Here is a 19,345-nt window from a genome sequence, read left to right on the forward strand (position 1 = left end):
ATTGTTATTAACCTATTAACCGAAGTTTTGCAAAAAGGGTAAATAGTTTAAAATATAGTAGCCTAAAATTTGCAATTGGTTTGTTAAAATTAGAACCCCTGTTATTAAAAGTATTACACCCCCACTCTTTGTAACTAAATTAATATTTTTTTTAAAATTTTTAGAAAACATTAAAAATCTTTGCATTAGATAACCTGATAAAATGAAAGGTATTGCCAACCCAAGTGAATAAAAGCTAAGTAATATTATAGCTTTAAATACTGTTTCTTCTGTAGAGGCTAGTGCAAGAATTGACCCCAATATTGGACCAATACAAGGTGTCCATCCAAAACCAAAAGCCATACCAATAATAAATGAAAACCAAATATTATTATTTTTTTTGGTATAAATCTTTTTTTCAAAATTTAAAAAATTAATATTTATAATTCCAATTAATTGTAGAGAAAATATAATGATAATTAAACCAGCAAGTATTCTTAATGTTTCTGAATTTTGTAGTAATACTTGCCCCAAGTAAGAGGCTGCTGCACCAAATATAATAAAAACAAAAGAAAAACCTAAAGTAAATAATATTAATGGTACCAAATTAATTTTTTTATTTGCAAGTAGTTCATCTAAAGATGCTCCTGAAATATAAGAAATATAACCTGGTATCAAAGGCAAGACACAAGGAGATAAAAAACTAATCAACCCTGCCCCAAATGCAATTAATAACTCAATCATTCTAGCCTGTGTTTTTCATTGCCGCTGATATACCAGCTATAGAAGTCATCAACGAGTCATTTAGATATTTTTTGTTCTCGGCATTTAATCTTTGTGTTGAAATTTTTTTCATAACTGTCGCTTGTATAATGTGTAACACCTCTGAGTAAATATTTCTAATTATTACAGAAGATCTAAATATTTTTCTTTGTTTTAAAATTTCCGCTGGTGTTATCATTTTGTTTAATTTTTTCAAATCATTAAATTGTGATCTTAGTTTTTTACCAACTAATTTAAGTTTCTTATCAGCTAATTTATCTTCATAAACTTTTGAAATTTCAGGATCTACCTTAGTTATTACCATATCCAACATATCCATTGTAGAGTAAAAAAAAGGCCAATTTTTTTCCATGTCTATTAGTGTTTTCTTAAAATATTTTGTTGATGAATATTTTAATGCTTCAGGAGTACCCAACCATGCAGGCAAGAATAGTCTTATCTGAGTCCAAGCAAATACCCATGGTATTGCTCTTAGACTTTTGATGTTGTCTACATTTTTTCTTTTTGAAGGTCTTGATCCAATTGATAATTTTCCTAGAGCTTTGTGTGGTGTTACCGTCTTAAAGTACCTTATAAAATCTGATTTTTCATTAATATTTCCTCTATAAAATTCCATGGAAATTTCTGACATTTTTTCAATTAATTTTTTCCATTCAATTTTAGGTTCTGGTGGTGGTTTTAAAGTTGCTTGAACTACTGCACCTATATAGCTACATAAATTATATTTTGCTAAGGGTTCGTAACCATATTTTTGCTGAATAACTTCACCTTGATCTGTAATTCTTATTTTTCCATTAACAGAACCAGGTGGTTGTGATCTCAAGGTTGCTTGAATTGGACCTCCACCACGTCCAGCTGAGCCACCCCTTCCATGAAAAAAAGTAATGTCAATTTTATGTTTTTTTGCTAATTTTAAAATCTCTTCTTGAAGTTTGTACTGATGCCAACTTGCAGATAATTTACCTGCATCCTTACTAGAGTCAGAGTAACCAATCATAATTTCTTGCTTATAATGAATTGATTTTCTGTACCAAGATAATGAAAAAAGTTTAGTTATTATCAATTTAGCATTTTTTAAATCATCTAATGTTTCAAAAAGAGGCACTACTCTTAGTTTATTTTGTATTTTAGTTTCCTTTTGAAGGTATGCTACAGATAATATATCTGATGCTGCAGATGTCATAGAGATTACATATGCACCTATACATTCCTTAGGCTGCTCAGCAAGCATTTTAAAAGTTGACCACACTTCTTTATTTTCTTTGTTTCTAAATTGATAATTATTTATTATATTTTTTTATTTTTGATTTGTGTTGATAAAAAATTTATCTTCTTATCTTCACTCCATTTTAAGTAATTAGATTTATATTTTTTTTTTATAATTTCAGATATCAATTGTGAGTGTCTTGAGGATTCTTGTCTTATATCTAATTTTGCCAAATTAATCCCAAAACATTTTGCTCGTCTCATTAAATCTAGTAAGTCGCCGTTAGCAATATTCTCACTTTGATTTTGCTCTAAAGATTCCCGTACAATTCTCAAGGGTGCTAAGATTTCCTCTTTAGTTGATAAAAGTTTTTTTTCTTCTAATGGTTTTTTATTTACTAGGTGTTCTTTAATTAAGATATGAGTTTTCCTCATCTTATCTCTTAGTGGTCTTAAAAAAACTCTATATGGATCAAAAACTTTACCAGTTTTTCTTAATATTTTTTTAGAACACTTTGACATGGATAATGACCGAAGTAACTTGGTCAACTGTTTTTCATATAGCTTTGCAGCCTCCCACCTTGATAACAGCACAACCTCTTTTGTAACCATAGCTGTTACATTTGGATTGCCATCTCTATCACCACCCATCCATGAACCAAATTCAATTGGATTAAAATTTTTTGGTAAGCCTTTACCCATATTTTTTACAAAAATATCATTTAACCTTCTATAAACCTTGGGTATAGTTTCCCAAAGACTATCCTCTATAACTGCCAACCCCCATCTCGCCTCATCAGAGGGTGTTGGTTTGAATCTTTTAAGCTCATCTGTATTCCATATTATTGTCACTTCATCATATAATTTTTTATCTAAAATATTTATTTTTGATGGATATTTTTTTAATAAATCTCTTTGTTCTAAAATTTCTATTATTTTATGGTATTTTTGTATTAAGGTTCTTCTTTTAACTTCTGTTGGATGGGCAGTTAAAACAACTCCTATATTTAAGTTTTTTGCAAGATTATAAATTTTACTATTAGATATTTTTTTGTTTTTAAAAAGTTCTTCAAATATTTCATCAATAAAAATATTTTTGTTTTTTGTGCCTTTCTGATTATTTTCATATTCATCAAGATTTCTTGAAGCATCGATTGATTCAGATAAATTTATAAAATTCATAAAATGATTAAAGGCCCTAGCTAACTTAAAAGTATTTTGGGGATTGAGGTTTTTAATTTTATTTAAGATATTTTTAAAGGGATCTTTGACATGCTTGTTTGCTAAATTTGCTTTAGATAGCAATCTGGTATCTTCCACTAGTTTAAAAAAACTTTGTCCTTCTTGCTTTTTTATTACTCTGCCTAAAATATCACCTAAATATCTAACATCTTCTCTTAGAGACTTTGTCGGAATTCGTTCATAATAAAGATCTCTTTTAATCATCTTTGCTTAATTATTGTTCTGTAATAACTTTAGAATTTTGTATACCCAAGCTATCAACATTTAGTCTCATCTCGTCACCTTCTTTAAGAAAAATGGGAGGATTCATGCCAAGACCAACTCCTGGAGGAGTGCCAGTAGTAACTATATCACCAGGCATTAGCGTTATAAAACTTGTAATATGAGCTACCAAAAAGTTAAAATTAAAAATCATTTGGTTGGTGTTACCTGTTTGATGTCTGTGACCATTGACATCTAGTGTTAAGTTCAAATTATTAATATCTTTGATTTCATCCCTGGTCACTAAATGGGGCCCTAAAGGTCCAAATGTATCACCAGATTTTCCTTTAACCCACTGCCCACCTTTTTCTTTTTGCCATTCACGCTCACTGACATCATTACAGATGCAGTATCCAAAAATGTAATCTTGTGCATCTTTTTCTAAAACTCTTTTTGCTTTTTTTCCGATTACAAAAGCTATCTCCACTTCATGATCTAATTTTTCTGAAGTCTTGGGTATAATTACATTGTCGTTTGGTCCAACTATAGAGTGAACCGACTTATTAAATAGAACTGGGTTCTCAGGTGTCTTTGCTCCAGTCTCTTTTGCATGTTCAGCATAATTTAAACCGATTGCAAAAAAATTTCCTGGTTTAGAAATACAAGGTCCTATTCTTTCATTTTGATTTACCTCTTCCAAACTCTTCAAATCTATTTCTTTAATTTTATCTAGAGTTTCAAAATTAATACTTTCAGGATTTAAATCTTTAATAACTGAAGATAAATTTCTATATTTTCCTTCATTATCTAATGCTACAGGAATTTCTTGTCCTACTTTTCCAATTCTTAAAAATTTCATTTTTTATTTATTTTTTCAATCGCATTATATAAAGAGCTATGATCAGTATTACCATACCCATCAGCTACTAGATCTTTATACATTTCTTTAATTAAACTAGAAATAGGCAAATGAGTTTCAACTGCTTTTCCAGCATTAATAATATTTGTCATATCCTTTAATTGCGTTGTAGTTTTTCCTTTTGGAGAAAAATCTTTACTAATCATTCTTTTTCCATGAGTTTGTAATATTTTACTATCAGCCCATCCCCCTGATAAAGCTTCAACCATTTTACTTGGATTAGTTCCAGATTTTTCACATAAAGTAACAGCTTCTGCTACAGCTCCAATAGTAACACCTACAATTATTTGATTTGCTAGTTTTGAAATTTGACCAGATGTTACTGGGCCTACTAGTGTTGGGTTGCCTAATGTTTTAAGCAGATCATAACATTCATTAAATGTTTTTTCATCACCACCAACCATAATAGCTAAAGAAGCCTCTTCTGCTCCAATTGTTCCTCCAGATACAGGTGCATCTAAATAATTAATATTCTTTTCTTTTAAAAACTCAGCATATTTTTTTGTAATAACAGGATTGATAGAACTCATATCAATTACTGTGGCACTTTCTTTAATGTTGGATATAAATTCATTGCTACCCATTACTTTTTCTACTGCGGCATCATCTGTAAGCATTGCAATAACTACATCAGAATTTGTAACAACGTCTTTGATAGATGTGGATATTTCTGCACCAAACTCTTTAAGTCTATCTGCTTTATCTTGAGATCTATTATAGGCTTTTAAATTATAGCCTGATTTAAGAAGATTTTTTGCCATGGGAAATCCCATAAGACCAATTCCAATAAAACCAATATTCTTCATAACTTATTTATAAACTATACTATTTTCTTAACTACACTTAATCACTTTATAATTTTTATATCTTAAAGGGTTTTGGCTGAATTCCCTTAATATTTGTCTTTATCTTAAATAAAGAGCCTGAAAGTTTATATTTTTTAATTTCATTTTTACTCATACCTTTTAAAGCTGTTGATACAAAAATTTCATTATGATTCAATCCACCAAAAATACAATTTGTAATATTTTTTGCTGGAAAATTAATTTTATGAATTTTTTTACCTTTTAAATTATAAACGGAAATACACGCTCCACCAAAATGACAAACCCAAATATTTTTTCTTGAGTCAATTGTCATTCCATCAGGTGAACCATCCTTTTTAGAAAATTTTAAAAATTTTGTTTTTTTAACTATCTTATATTTTTTATTTATTTTAATTTTATAAATTGTTTTTCTACGACTATCAGTGTGTAAAAAATTTTCTGCATCTATAAAAGCTGGTCCATTTGTAATGTAATATTTTGTATCCACTTTATGAATATTAAGTTTTTTGTCTAAACAATATAAAGATCCATTTTTAATGGATCTCTCAGGGTTATCCATAGTTCCAAACCACAGTCTACCTTTAGAATCTATCTTTCCATCATTTATTCTATTTAGAGGTATATCTTCTTCAATTGGAATAGATCTAATAGTTTCTTTATTCTTAAGATTAATAATTCTAAGCTCTGATTGTAAACCAAGTATAAAAATATCTTTTTTAATATGAGCAAGAAACCCAATTTCTTTATCTACTTTAATAATTTTTTTTTTATTATTTTTTATATTTAAAGTTAAAATTTTTTTTTTCTTAATATCAACAAAGTAAATTGAATTATGTGATGGCACCCATAGAGTGCCTTCGCCTAATATTGCTTTTGAATTCCAGATAACTTTAGGTTCTGAAGTTATGATATTCAAATTATTCTGCTACAACTTTTGAATTTTGTTCACCTAAATTATCAATCGATAACCTAATTGCGTCACCTGCTTTTAAATATACTTGAGGTTTTTTCCCCATACCCACTCCTGGAGGTGTTCCAGTTGTAATAATGTCACCTGCTTGTAATGTCATAAACTTACTTAAATATGAAACTATAAAGAACACATTAAATATCATCTTATCTGTATTTCCAGTTTGCATTCTTTGTCCATTAACATCCAAGCTTAAATTCAGACTATTGATGTTAGAAATTTCATTTTTAGTGACTAAATATGGTCCAATTGGTCCATATGTATCATGTGATTTTCCTTTAACCCACTGGCCCATCTTTTTAAGTTGCCACTCTCTTTCACTCACATCATTTACTAAACAATATCCAAGAATGTGACTTTCAGCTTCTTTTTCATCAATATTTTTAGCATCTTTTCCAATAATTATTCCCAATTCAACTTCCCAATCAAGTTCTTTTGAATCTTTTGAAATTTCGATATTATCATTTGGACCATTAATTGAACTAGTTGCTTTCATGAATACAATAGGTTCTGATGGAGCATCCATGCCAGACTCTGCTGCATGATCAGAATAATTTAAACCAATTGCTAAAAATTTTCCCGGTTTATTAATGCACGCACCTATTCTCTCAGAATTTGAAATTTCAGGTAAGCTTTCTAAATCTATACTTTCTAATTTTTTAATAGTTTCAAAATTTACAGTATCTGAATTTAAATCAATAATATGAGAACTTAAATCTCTAATTTTTCCATTTTTATCTAATGCTGCTGGTTTTTCTTTTCCTCTAACACCTACTCTTAGTAATTTCATAGTTATCCTTTTTTTAATTTATTAAATTGAAATTCCACCATCAACAGAAATTGTTGTTCCTGTAGTAAAAGTTGCATCGTCTCCAGCTAAATAAACTGCTACAGCTGCTATTTCTTCTGCTGTTCCTAATCTTCCCATTGGTTGTCTTGCTATAAAATCTTTCTTAGCTTGTACTGGGTCTGGGCTTTGATTAACTCTATCTTGCCAAGAAGGTGAAAATACTGTTCCAGGTGCAATAGAATTACATCTAATATTTTGTTTTACAAAATCTGCGGCTATTGATTTCGTTAAGCCAATTACTGCTCCTTTTGTAGTTCCATAAACAAATCTATTTGGAAATCCTTTAAGGCTTGAAGCACATGACGAAACATTAATTATACTTCCACCATTCTGTTTAACCATTAAAGGTAAAATTGCTTTACACATTTGGTACATAGATTTGACATTCACATCAAAAGAAAAATCCCAATCTTTTTCTTCACATTCTAAAATAGTTCCATGATGAACAAAACCCACTGCGTTGAATAAAACATCAACTTGATTTACACTTTTCATAAATTCTGAAATAGCATTATTGTCTGTTGAGTCTAAAGTATGAACTTTAATTTTAGGATATTCTTTATTTAATTCAGCTAAAGTTTTATCGTTTAAATCTGTTGCAGTTACATTTGCACCTTCATTATGAAACGCTATAGCAGTTGCTTTACCAATTCCTTGACCTGCTGCTGTTACAATAATATTTTTATCCTCTAATCTATTGCTCATATCTTTCCTTTTATTAATGTGAGTGCCTAGGCATTCCTTTTGTGTTTGTTATATCTAAATATAAAGATTCAGTTTCTAAGCAAGCCCCAGTTTCTAATTGACCTACCATTTTTCTAGAAATTTCCTGCCATGGTGTTTGGTTTGTTAATACAGGTATCTTTGTATTTTTTTTTCTCTCTGCTATTTCAGTCTCTGATATTAACAAATCAATTCTTCTATTGTTAAGATCAATCTTAATTTTATCTCCTGTTTGAACTATCAATAAATCACCACCAATTGCTGATTCTGGTGAAACATTCAGTATAGAAGGGCTTTCTGAAGTTCCACTTTGTCTACCATCCCCTAAGGTTGGCAGAGTATTAATGCCTTTTTTTAACAATCTATCTGGTGGCTGCATATTCACAACTTCTGCTGATCCAGGATATCCAACAGGCCCACAACCTCTAATCATTAAAATTGAATTTTCATCTATATTTAATTTTTCATCATTTATTCTTGCATGATAATCCTCTGGACCCTCAAATATTACAGCTTTAGCTTCAAACACGTTTTTATTTTTGGGATCTGATAAGTATCTTTTTCTAAACTCCTCACTAATAACTGATGTTTTCATTACAGCAGAACTAAAAAAATTACTTCTCATAACAATATAACCAGCATTTTCTACTAGTGGGTTTGCAAATGATTTTATAACATTTGTATCAACATCTATTTTAATCTTTAAATTCTCCTCTACAGTTTTTCCAGAAACTGTAAGTACATTTTTATGTAATTTATTATTTCTTAATAACTCTTGCATAATAGCAGGGACACCTCCTGCTCTATAAAATCTTTCCATTAAGTGTTCGCCAGCTGGCTGACAGTTTACAAGTAAGGGTATATCGTGACCTAGTGTTTGCCAATTTTCTATATCTAATTCCAAACCCATGTGTCTTGCTATTGCAGTAAGATGTGGTGGGCAGTTGCTTGATGCACCGATGGCACTTGCAACTAATATTGCATTTTCGAATGCTTCTTTGGTCATAATTTTTGAAGGTGTTAAGTCTTCATGAACCATATCAACAATTCTTTTGCCTGTTTCAAATGAAATTTGTGATCTTTCTCTATATGGAGCAGGTATTACCGCACAACCTGTCAAAGACATTCCTAATGCTTCAGCAATAGAGTTCATAGACGAAGCAGTTCCCATTGTATTACAATGACCTACACTTGGTGCCGATGCAGCGACCATATCCATAAATTCATCATACGTAATTTCTCCTTTTGCATGGAGCTTTCTTGCTTCCCAAACAACAGTTCCTGACCCTACTTTTTTTCCTTTATAATCTCCATCAAGCATTGGACCACCTGATAAAACTATAGCTGGAATATTTACAGTTGCTGCAGCCATCAGAGCTGCTGGTGTTGTCTTATCGCAACCAGTTGTTAAAATGACACCATCAATAGGATATCCAAATAAAACTTCAACTAAAGATAAATAAGATAAATTTCTATCCAAACCTGCTGTAGGTCTCTTGCCTGTTTCTTGAATAGGATGAGTTGGAAATTCAATGGGTATTCCTCCGGCCTGTCTAATCCCATCCTTAATTCTACTACTTAGTTCTAAAAAATGTCTATTACAAGGTGATAGATCACTACCTGATTGTGCAATTCCGATTATAGGCTTTCCAGATTGCAATTCTTGCCTTGTCATACCATAGTTTAAATATCTCTCTAGATATAAAGCTGTAAGAGCTGGATCATTTGGATTATCAAACCACTGTTTACTTCTTAATTCTTTTTTTTTCATATTTGTAAATTGGTTATAACCAACCTTTATCAACTATATAATCTTGATTTGTGCAACCAGATGAAGCATCAGAACCAAAAAATAAAACGGTTTTCGCTATATCTGAAGGCATTAACTTATGTTTTAAGCACTGCTTTTTCATCATATCAGCCTCAGATTCTGGGGTTAACCACTTCTCAATTTGTCGTTCTGTCATCACCCAACCTGGAACGACAGAATTTACCCTTATATTGAATTCACCTAAATCTCTTGCAAATGATCTGGTTAATCCAACAACGCCTGATTTTGCAGCAGTATACGCAGCCATTCCACCTTGTCCTATCATCCAAGATACTGAGCCAATATTTACTATAGATCCACCTTTATTTTCAATCATAGATTTTTTAACAGATTGAACTGTAAAAAAATAATGTCTTAAATTAATGTTCATTCTCTCATTCCAAAATTCTTCAGTTACCTCATCAATAGAATGTCTCTCATCATTTGCTGCATTATTTACCAAAATATCAATTGCTCCATTATCATTAATAATTTTCGATATGGTGTTTTGTAAATCTTTTATATTTAATAGATCACATTTTATAAAAGTTGGAATGGAAAACTCTTTATTTTTACATTCAACTATTAATTTATTTGATGCTTCTACATTTATATCGATAAAATATACTTCTGAACCTTGCTCACAAAAGTGTTCAACTATAGAAGCACCAATACCTGAGCCACCACCAGTAATGAAAACTCTTTTATCTTTTAAGTCTTTATAAGTAGCTGACATTTTATATTCTATGTTTTGTATGTTTATCAAATAAAGAAATTTGCGACATATCAATATTTAATTTTAAATCTTTATTTATATTAATATCCAAAGTAGATGCAAATTTACCAAGTACTTGTTGACCAAAGTAATCAAATGTTACAATTTGTTCATGACCTGTATATTCTAACAGTTCTGATTTTAAACTAATCTCAAAACAATCAGGATTAATTTTTTCAAAATAAATATGCTCTGGTCTAATTCCTAGGTAAGCTGATACTTCATTACCATCAAATTTATTTTTAAAAGAATAGTTCCCAATCGATATTTTGGTACTATCATTTGAACCATTAGGAATAAAAACAATATCATTATTATTTTTTGTTAACTTTCCTTCAATCAAGTTCATTGATGGAGATCCAATAAAATCTGCAACAAATACACTTTCTGGTTTATTATAAATATTTTTAGGAGTGTCACATTGCTGAATTAATCCATGGTCCATGATTGCAATATTTGTACCTAAACTCATTGCTTCTGTTTGGTCGTGCGTAACATAAACTATTGTTGTGCCAAGTTTTTGATGTAGTTTTTTTATTTCTCTTCTCATCTCAACTCTTAATTTTGCATCAAGATTTGATAATGGTTCATCAAATAAAAAAATTTTAGGATCTCTTACTAACGCTCTGCCCATTGCAACACGCTGACGTTGACCACCAGATAATTGAGATGGTTTTCTATCTAATAGTTGAGTGATTTGTAATAAGTTAGAAACATCATCTAATGCTTTTTCTATTTTTTCTTTTGGTGTTTTTCTTTGCTCTAAACCAAATGTTACGTTCTTTCTAACGGTCATTGCTGGATAAAGAGCGTAAGACTGAAATACTAAAGCAATATCTCTATCACTAGGTTCCATATTATTTACAATATGATCGTCTATTAGAATATCCCCACTGTTAGCGGTTTCTAAACCAGCTATAGTATTTAATAAAGTTGATTTTCCACAACCCGATGGTCCTAAAAGTACAAGAAATTCTCCATGTTTAATATCCAAGTTAATTCCTTTTAAAACTTCCGTTTTTCCAAAATTTTTATTGATGTCATTAATTTTTAAAGTTGCCATATTATCCTTTCACTGATCCAGCTGTTAGTCCTTTGATAAAATAATTTCCAGCAAGAATATAAACTATTAATGTTGGAATTCCTGTAATAATTGCAGCTGCCATATCAACATTGTATCTCTTAGTGGCCGTTCCTGTTAAAACCAAATTATTAAGAGCAACTTGAATTGGTGCAGATTCACCAAATGAAAAAGTAGCGCCAAATAAAAAATCATTCCATACTTGTGTAAATTGCCAAATAACTGTCACAACTAGAATTGGTATAGAAATTGGTAAAATTATTTTAAAAAATATTTTAAAAAAACCAGCTCCATCAATTCTTGCAGCCCTTACCATTTCATCTGAAATTGATACATAATAATTTCTACAAAATAAAGTTGTAAAACAAATACCATAGACCACATGCACTAATATTAGTCCATTTATTGAATTTGAAATTCCAAGAACTCCTAAAGTTCTAGCCATCGGTAATAAAATTGCTTGGTATGGAATAAATGTTCCAAATAAAAATAATAGAAAAATATAACTATCTCCTTTAAATCTCCATTTTGTTAAAGCATAACCGTTAATAGCTCCAAACAAAGTTGATATAACAACAGCAGGTACTACTAATTTTATTGAGTTCCAAAAATAAGGTTTAAGAAAAACATCACCACCCGTATAACCTGTTCCATCCCAAGCTTGCTTCCAGGCTTCAAATCTTAAAGAACTAGGTAATGAAAATAAATTTCCTTGTCTAATTTCAGGCATTGTTTTGAATGATGTTACAATCATCACATATAGCGGTGTTAAATAATAAAAGACAAAAATACCTAACATAGAATATAAAATCCATCTATAGATTGTATTTTTTCTTTTAGAATTCGCTTCTAATTTATTTAGTTTTAAAGTTTCTTTATCTTGCATCTTCTCTCTTCAGTTCTGAATATAAATATGGCACAACAATTGCTGATACTGTTAAAAACATCATGATAGCACTTGCTGATGCTAAACCAACTTCACTTCTGTGAAAAGCCATAGTCGTCATAAATACTGCTGGCATATCTGAGGAAATTCCTGGTCCACCTGAGGTTAGCGCTATAATCAAATCATAGCTCTTAATTGATAAGTGTACCAAAATTACTATTGCACTCATAAAAACTGGTCTCATCATTGGAAGAATAATTTTACTATAAATTGAAAATATTCCTGCACCATCAATTTTAGCCGCTTTTATAATTTCATCATCAACCGATCTTAGACCTGCTAAAAAAATTGCCATTATAAATCCAGATGATTGCCATACGCCTGCTATTACTATTGTGTATATTGACATTTCTGGGGTTACTAGCCAGTCAAATTTAAAGGTCTCAAAACCCATATCATGGGCAAATTTTTCAATACCTAATGTTGGGTTTAGAACCCATTTCCAAGCTGTCCCCGTAACAATAAATGATAAAGCCATAGGATATAAATAAATTGTTCTTAAAAAGCCTTCAGCTCTAATCTTTTGATCCAATAAAATTGAAAGAAGAATTCCAATAGCGATACATAAAATGATAAATAATACAGTAAATATAAGTAAATTTTCTACTGCTACATGCCATCTTGGCATTTTCCATAGTCTAATGTACTGATCAATTCCCCAAATCTCATATCTTGGTAACATCTTAGATTTTGTAAAAGAAATATATATTGTCCAAAAAATGAAGCCATAGACAAACCATGATAAAATTCCAAGTGATGGAGTTAAAACTAATTTAGGTAAATTTTTTTTTAACCAGAACATATTTTTTAATTAAATCTGCGCTATCATTTTCATGACAGCGCAAACCTTAACGTACTTTTTTTTATTATAGTGAAGCCTTAACTGCTGCTGCTAATTTTTTTGCAGCGTCAGACGAAGACATTGTTGAATTGAAATGCTCAGTAACTACATCTTGAATTGCACCTTTTTGTGCAAGTTTTAATGCCATACCGTGAGCAAAACTTGGCAGTAATCCACCTTTAGAAGCAGCAGTTTTTAAGTCTGCGTTTGATTTTTTAGCACACATATCAAACTCATCCATAGAAACGTCTAATCTTGCAGGTATCGAACCTTTATAAATGTTGAAAACTTTTTGAAAGTTTTTTCCCATCATTAAGCTAGCAAGTAGTTTTTGACCTTCAACCTTTTCTTTACCTTTTACTTTGAAGAAAATAAATGAATCTACATTGTAAAGATATCCATTATTAGATGGAGTTGGTGCACAGATATAATCTTTTCCTGGCGCCTGGTTGTTAGCAGAAAACTCACCTTTTGCCCAGTCACCCATGATTTGAAAAGCAGCTTTGCCTTCCATGACCATACCAGTAGCTATGTTCCAGTCTCTTCCTGGAGAACCAGCATCTGTGTAACCTTTAAGTTTTCTCATTTGATCAAATACTTTAGCCATAGTTGATCCACCTAAAGTAGCAGGATCTAATTCTACAAAAGCTTTTCTGTAAAAATCATTTCCACCAATACCAAGAGCTACAGCTTCAAATACTGTTGCATCTTGCCAAGGCTGACTACCATGAGCTAAAGGAATAATTCCTTTTGCTTGTAGCTTGTCTGCTGCAGCATTAAACTCTGCCCAAGTAGAAGGCATTTTAATACCATTTGAATCTAATACTTTTTTATTAGCCCAGATCCAGTCAATTCTGTGAATGTTTACAGGTGCAGCACAATATGCTTTACCATCATCACACTTCATATGACTTGCAACTTGCTTACTTAAAAGATTGTCCCAACCTTCTTTTTGTGCAACAGCATCAATGTTATAAGGTGCAACAACACCCTCTTCATCATACTCTTGAATTGTAGGACCTTTAATTTGTGCAGCAGCTGGTGCATCATTAGCAACTATTCTAGCTTTTAATGTTTGCATTGCTGCATCTCCACCACCACCAGAAACAGGCATGTCTAACCATACTCCATTTTGTGCAGCGAAATCATCTTGTAATACTTTTAAAGCTTTTGCTTCACCACCACCAGTCCACCAGTGCAATACCTCAGCTTTAGGTGCTGCAAATGAAACACTTGGAGTAAGAGCTAGAGCTATTAAAGCTACTATCAGTTTCTTAATTTTCATTTTATTTTCCTCTTGTTAGTTAATAAAATTAATCGATTAATTAATTTAAAAAATTAACTTATAAAGAAAACAAAAAAACCTAAACAAAAAACTTTTTCTACAACCTAAGATTGATTTAATTATTTTTAAATTTAGGTAAGTTTTATGTGAATAAAAAATTTTATATAAAAAAAATTTTCTCCTTTTAATGGATATGTGAATTTAATAGCTTGATTTTCTGCCTAATCTTGCCGCACCTCTAACACCGCTAGCATCTCCATATTTAGGTTTTAGAAAAACACCTTCGTATTCTTTTCCTATAACATATTTTTTAGTTAAGTTTTCTATCTCATCAAAAAAATCTATTTCATTTGTAACACCACCACCAAAAATAAAAACATCTGGATCAAGAATGTTAACTATAACTGCTAAAGACATTGCAAGATTAATCTTAAATTCCTCTATCATTTTTTCTGCATCCAACTCGTGCTTTCTATAGAGTTCAAATATTTCATTAGCTTTCAAATTTTTTTTATATTTCTTATTAAATCTTTTGGCTAAACCTAAGCCAGATACAAAGCTTTCAACCTCTGCTTCTCTTAGGTTTGATGTTTTAAGTTCCTCTCTCTGAGCAGCCATAAACGGTAGCTGATTGTGACCCCATTCACCAGCAACACCATTGGGTCCTGAAACAATTTGTTTATCTATAACTAGCCCACCTCCAGCACCAGATCCAAGAATAATTCCATATACAATTTTATAATGTTTACCAGCACCATCTATTGACTCAGATAATGCAAAACAATTTCCATCATTCTCACAAAAAACTTCTCTATTTAGAGCTTCACGAAGACTTTTTTGAAAAGGTTGTTTTTCAATCCAAACACAGTTAGGTGCATTTTTAACTAGTCCTGTTTGTGGTGAATGAACACCTGGATGACAAACTCCTACCGGCAATGTCTGATTATGTTTTTTTTCTAAATCAACAACAACATCTTTTATGGTTTGTATTATTGAAATATAATCTTTGGGACAGTCTCTTCTACTTCTGTCAACTTCTTCACCATTATCCTTTAAAATGACACTTTCTATTTTTGTGGCACCAACATCAAATCCAATTTGCATAATTTAATATGTTGCTCTTCCACCACTTAAATCAAAAACTGCAGCTGTTGAAAAAGAATTCTCTTCTGCAGCTAACCAAGTAACTAATGAAGCCAATTCATCAACTTTAGCAAATCTATTTCTTGGAATTTTAGATAACATATAATTTATATGTTCTTCAGTCATTTGATCAAAAATTCTAGTCTTAGCTGCTGCTGGTGTTACAGCATTAACGGCAATATTTTTATCTGCTAATTCCTTACCTAAAGATTTTGTAAGGCCTATAACGCCTGCTTTTGCTGTACTATATGCACTTGCATTTGGGTTTCCCTCTTTTCCTGCAATAGATGCAATATTTACTATTCTTCCGTAATTATTTTTAATCATGTGAGGCACTATTGCTTTACAACAATAAAAAACTGAATTTAAATCTAAATTCATTACTTTTAGCCATTCATCATTTGGATAATTCCACACTTGAGTATTTTTACCAGCCATACCCGCATTATTTACAAAAATATCAATATTTTTTTCTTTAGTACTTTGTTCTATATTATTTTTAATATCATCAAAGTTAGTGACATCCACTATTTGAAAGCTACATTTTTCTGATGAAAGTTCTTTTAAAGCTTCATCTATGGCTTTTTTGTCAATATCCCAAATTATAACTTCAGCACCAGATTCTAGAAATCTTTTTGTAATAGCATACCCAAAACCTTGAGCCCCGCCAGTTACTATTGCTCTTCTACTTTTTAAATTATAATTATTCATGTGCTAACCTTCTATTTTAATATTTTTTTAATTTAGTTATTTTAGTTTTTTTCTTAAATAGTGGAAAAAGTAAAGCTATTATTGCTAAAATAAAAAATGTTAATGCTATTGGTCTTGTTAAAAACATTAACCAATTACCATCAAATATTACTAAAGATTGTCTTAAAGTTCCTTCAACTAGCTCACCTAAAATCAATCCTATAATAACAGGAACTACTGAAAAACCATATCTTCTCATAAAAAAACCAATAACACCAAAAGATAACATTATCCAAACATCTGTAATAGATTGACTTAAAGAGTAGGTTCCACAAACTGAAAGTGCAAAAATCATTGGCCATAAAATTTTGTTAGGAACCAAAGTAATTCTTGCAAAAAGTTTAGCTCCAAAAAATCCAAAAATAAAAAACAATATATTTGCAATCAACATCGATCCAAAAATTCCATATAAAAATTCTGGTTGTTCTCTAAATAAATCTGGCCCTGGCCTCACGCCATGAATTATTAAACCAGTTAAAATTACTGCCGTTGTTGCACTGCCAGGAATTCCTAATGCCAATGTTGGTACCATCGCTCCTCCTGTTGCAGCATTATTTGCAGCCTCTGCACCAGCAATCCCTTCTATTGATCCTTTGCCAAACTCCTCTGGTGTCTTTGACCATCGTTTAGCTTCTGAATATCCAATTAAAGAAGCAACTGTTCCTCCCTCAGCTGGTAATACACCAATAAATGATCCTATACCTGAAGATCTAAGAATTGTTTTCCAGGTAAGTTTGTAGTCTTTTAAAGAAGGTAATTTTACCGCTTTTAATGCAACTCTTTTAAATACTTGGTCCAGCATCGTTGATTGTGTTAACATTTCACTAATTGCAAATAACCCTACGACGACAGGTATAAAACCTATTCCCTCTGATAATTCATTTATACCATAAGTAAATCTATCTATTGAAGTCATGAAATCTTTTCCAACAGTTGAAATCAAAATACCAAATGCAGCAGCAATCAAATTTTTAATAGGGCTACCTTCACCAATTGATGCGAGCATGGTTAAACCAAATATTGCTAAAGCAAAATACTCAGGTTGACCAAATTCGTAAGCAAGTTTTGCTAATAAAGGAGCAAAAAAGACTAATATTATAACACTAAAAATTCCACCAATTGTACTAGAAACTGTTGCCATACCTAATGCTCTTCCAGCTTCTCCTTTTTGTGCAAGTGGATATCCATCTAGACATGTTGCAGCGGCAGCTGGTGTTCCTGGTGTATTAATTAATATTGCAGTAATTGCTCCACCATATGTTCCTGCGCAATAAATTGCTGTCAAAAGTACAATTGCCGAAAGTGGATCGAGTGTCATTGTAAAAGGTAAAATTAATGCACCACCAGTTGTTGGCCCTAACCCCGGCAATACTCCTAAAATTAATCCAAACAAAGTCCCAAAAAATAAAACTATTAATAGCTTAGAGCTGAATAGAGGAGCCATCATATAAGATAAGTTTTCCATATTAATTATAATAGATATTTGTAATTATCCCTGGCGGAAATCTTAAGCCTAAAAATGTTTCAAAAAATATAAATACAATTATCGGAAATAAAATGCTTACTGCTAAAAGATAAAATATTCTTTTTTCTCCCCAATAATAAGAAACTAAAGCTGAAACAACTGCAATTGCTAAGAAAAAATCTAATGTTTTTGCAATTACTAAAAATAAAACAAAAGCTATTAATGTTATAAAAAATGACCTAGGTAGTTTACTTTCTTTTTTCCAGGGTGTTTTAATTGATAGGTAAAAAATAAAAGATGTTAAAAAAATTATTAAGACCAATAATGCTTTAGGAAATGTAGCAGGTTGAATACCTCTATTCAAAATTGGTGGAACTGTATCAAATGTGAATGTTGTTATTAATAAAATTAATGAAATTAATATTATTATAAAAGATACTTTAAAAGAGCTTTTAAAAAGAAAGGGCAAACTACTTTTGTTTGCCCTTTTTTTCTTAAGTACATTATTCATTTAAAAAATGTACTACTTTTGATTAATTAAGATAACCTAAAGCTTTTAGCTGAGCGGTCATTTCTGCAAGCATTTCTTCCATTTGCTTGCCCCACTCATCAGCACCTACTACACTAGTGTCATCAAGACCAATTTCAGTTAAGAAATTTTTGTAATAGTTGTGACCCATAGCTTTCATCATTCCAGCTTCAAGTTCTTTAACTCTTGCAGCGGGAGCACCTTTTTTAGTTACGAATCCTCTCACAGTAGATAAAGAAACAGGTATTCCTAACTCTTTAGCTGTAGGAGAATCTCCAATTTTGGCCATTCTATTATTCGCAAGAACAACAGAAACACATAATGTTCCATTATTAATCTCTGTTAATGCTTCACCTAAATTTAAAACACCCACATCAATATCTCCTTTGATTAAGTTTGTTTTAATTGGCGCAACACCTTTGTATGCAACGATAGTAGGATCTTTTAATCCACCTTTTTTTGTAAAAGCAATTGCACTTACATCATCAATTCCACCTGTATGAGTTGTTCCATATTTAAGTGATTTTGATTTTTGAACACTAATAAATTTTTTAGCATCTTTAATGTCAGCTTTACAATTAACAACAAATAATTGAGGATCATCAGTTCCTCTTGCTAAAGGTTGCATATCACTTAATTTAACTTTTGTTTTACCTAGCGCCATAGAAACAGCGTGACCAGTAGTCCAAGTTAAAGTGTGTTGACCATCAGCAGGAAGTGACATCATGTAATCCATAGAAACAGCACCACCGCCACCTTTTTTGTTTACTAATTGCATATCTTGCTTAAGAACTCTTCTTGCTCTTAAAAGCATCATTCTAGTAGTAACATCAGTACCACCACCAAAACCTGCGTGAGTAATTGCTTGAATAGCACCATCAGCTTTTGCTGATGTAGTTACTATAGGTAATGCAATCACAAAAAATTCAGCTACTACAAAAGCAGTAACTAAAAAAGCTTTAAATGTTTTTTTCATTATTTCCCTCTCGTTTGTTATTGTGTAATATCTATAATATAAAT

General features: G+C 31.1%; 19 protein-coding genes. All 19 read right to left on the reverse strand.

Going from position 1 to position 19,345, the window contains the following annotated elements:
* Positions 1–15: 15 nt before the first annotated feature.
* The 19 genes from E5R92_RS02165 to E5R92_RS02250 all read right to left on the reverse strand — a co-directional run bounded on the left by E5R92_RS02165 (position 16) and on the right by E5R92_RS02250 (position 19,301).
* Positions 16–723 carry a cytochrome c biogenesis CcdA family protein gene (locus E5R92_RS02165; protein WP_168606474.1) on the reverse strand — a complete coding sequence of 236 codons (708 nt, stop codon included), beginning with the start codon at positions 721–723 and terminating at the stop codon, positions 16–18.
* A 1-nt stretch (position 724) separates the two neighbouring features.
* A complete protein-coding gene (locus E5R92_RS07525; protein ID WP_268233875.1) occupies positions 725–2,011 on the reverse strand; it encodes a phosphoenolpyruvate carboxylase in 1,287 nt (428 codons plus the stop codon).
* A gap of 38 nt (positions 2,012–2,049) precedes the next feature.
* Positions 2,050–3,414 carry a phosphoenolpyruvate carboxylase gene (locus tag E5R92_RS07530; protein WP_268233876.1) on the reverse strand — a complete coding sequence of 455 codons (1,365 nt, stop codon included), beginning with the start codon at positions 3,412–3,414 and terminating at the stop codon, positions 2,050–2,052.
* A gap of 10 nt (positions 3,415–3,424) precedes the next feature.
* Positions 3,425–4,270, reverse strand: coding sequence for a fumarylacetoacetate hydrolase family protein (locus tag E5R92_RS02175; protein WP_168606475.1), 846 nt, complete (start codon positions 4,268–4,270; stop codon positions 3,425–3,427).
* Positions 4,267–5,136 (reverse strand): NAD(P)-dependent oxidoreductase, encoded by an 870-nt coding sequence (locus E5R92_RS02180; protein ID WP_168606476.1) that lies wholly within the window; start codon positions 5,134–5,136, stop codon positions 4,267–4,269. The genes E5R92_RS02175 and E5R92_RS02180 overlap by 4 nt, the downstream gene beginning before the upstream one ends.
* Positions 5,137–5,191: 55 nt before the next feature.
* Positions 5,192–6,073: an SMP-30/gluconolactonase/LRE family protein gene (locus E5R92_RS02185; RefSeq protein ID WP_168606477.1), complete on the reverse strand. Its 882-nt coding sequence runs from the start codon at positions 6,071–6,073 to the stop codon at positions 5,192–5,194.
* A 1-nt stretch (position 6,074) separates the two neighbouring features.
* Positions 6,075–6,917 carry a fumarylacetoacetate hydrolase family protein gene (locus E5R92_RS02190; protein WP_168606478.1) on the reverse strand — a complete coding sequence of 281 codons (843 nt, stop codon included), beginning with the start codon at positions 6,915–6,917 and terminating at the stop codon, positions 6,075–6,077.
* 21 nt (positions 6,918–6,938) lie between these two features.
* On the reverse strand, positions 6,939–7,682 hold the full coding sequence (locus E5R92_RS02195) for an SDR family oxidoreductase (RefSeq protein ID WP_168606479.1): 744 nt from the start codon (positions 7,680–7,682) through the stop codon (positions 6,939–6,941).
* Positions 7,683–7,695: 13 nt separating this feature from the next.
* On the reverse strand, positions 7,696–9,471 hold the full coding sequence (locus tag E5R92_RS02200; protein ID WP_168606480.1) for an IlvD/Edd family dehydratase: 1,776 nt from the start codon (positions 9,469–9,471) through the stop codon (positions 7,696–7,698).
* A 13-nt stretch (positions 9,472–9,484) separates the two neighbouring features.
* Positions 9,485–10,246, reverse strand: a complete 762-nt coding sequence (locus tag E5R92_RS02205) for an SDR family NAD(P)-dependent oxidoreductase (RefSeq protein ID WP_168606481.1) — start codon at positions 10,244–10,246, stop codon at positions 9,485–9,487.
* A gap of 1 nt (position 10,247) precedes the next feature.
* Positions 10,248–11,348 carry an ABC transporter ATP-binding protein gene (locus E5R92_RS02210; RefSeq protein ID WP_168606482.1) on the reverse strand — a complete coding sequence of 367 codons (1,101 nt, stop codon included), beginning with the start codon at positions 11,346–11,348 and terminating at the stop codon, positions 10,248–10,250.
* Position 11,349: 1 nt separating this feature from the next.
* The gene (locus tag E5R92_RS02215; protein ID WP_168606483.1) at positions 11,350–12,252 is read right to left on the reverse strand and encodes a carbohydrate ABC transporter permease; all 903 of its coding nucleotides are present in this window, start codon (positions 12,250–12,252) and stop codon (positions 11,350–11,352) included.
* Positions 12,242–13,114 (reverse strand): carbohydrate ABC transporter permease, encoded by an 873-nt coding sequence (locus E5R92_RS02220; protein ID WP_168606484.1) that lies wholly within the window; start codon positions 13,112–13,114, stop codon positions 12,242–12,244. The genes E5R92_RS02215 and E5R92_RS02220 overlap by 11 nt, the downstream gene beginning before the upstream one ends.
* A gap of 64 nt (positions 13,115–13,178) precedes the next feature.
* Entirely contained in the window at positions 13,179–14,438 is a 1,260-nt protein-coding gene (locus tag E5R92_RS02225; RefSeq protein ID WP_168606485.1) for an ABC transporter substrate-binding protein, read from the reverse strand.
* Between the two features lie 201 nt (positions 14,439–14,639).
* Positions 14,640–15,542, reverse strand: coding sequence for an ROK family protein (locus tag E5R92_RS02230; protein WP_168606486.1), 903 nt, complete (start codon positions 15,540–15,542; stop codon positions 14,640–14,642).
* A 3-nt stretch (positions 15,543–15,545) separates the two neighbouring features.
* Positions 15,546–16,292: an SDR family NAD(P)-dependent oxidoreductase gene (locus tag E5R92_RS02235; protein WP_168606487.1), complete on the reverse strand. Its 747-nt coding sequence runs from the start codon at positions 16,290–16,292 to the stop codon at positions 15,546–15,548.
* Positions 16,293–16,308: 16 nt separating this feature from the next.
* Complete coding sequence (locus E5R92_RS02240; RefSeq protein WP_168606488.1) at positions 16,309–17,796, reverse strand: tripartite tricarboxylate transporter permease; 1,488 nt, start codon at positions 17,794–17,796, stop codon at positions 16,309–16,311.
* 1 nt (position 17,797) lies between these two features.
* Positions 17,798–18,307 (reverse strand): tripartite tricarboxylate transporter TctB family protein, encoded by a 510-nt coding sequence (locus E5R92_RS02245; RefSeq protein ID WP_168606489.1) that lies wholly within the window; start codon positions 18,305–18,307, stop codon positions 17,798–17,800.
* A 22-nt stretch (positions 18,308–18,329) separates the two neighbouring features.
* On the reverse strand, positions 18,330–19,301 hold the full coding sequence (locus E5R92_RS02250; protein ID WP_168606490.1) for a Bug family tripartite tricarboxylate transporter substrate binding protein: 972 nt from the start codon (positions 19,299–19,301) through the stop codon (positions 18,330–18,332).
* Positions 19,302–19,345: the final 44 nt, after the last annotated feature.

It is taken from the genome of Candidatus Pelagibacter giovannonii (assembly GCF_012276695.1).
Lineage (GTDB): Bacteria > Pseudomonadota > Alphaproteobacteria > Pelagibacterales > Pelagibacteraceae > Pelagibacter > Pelagibacter giovannonii.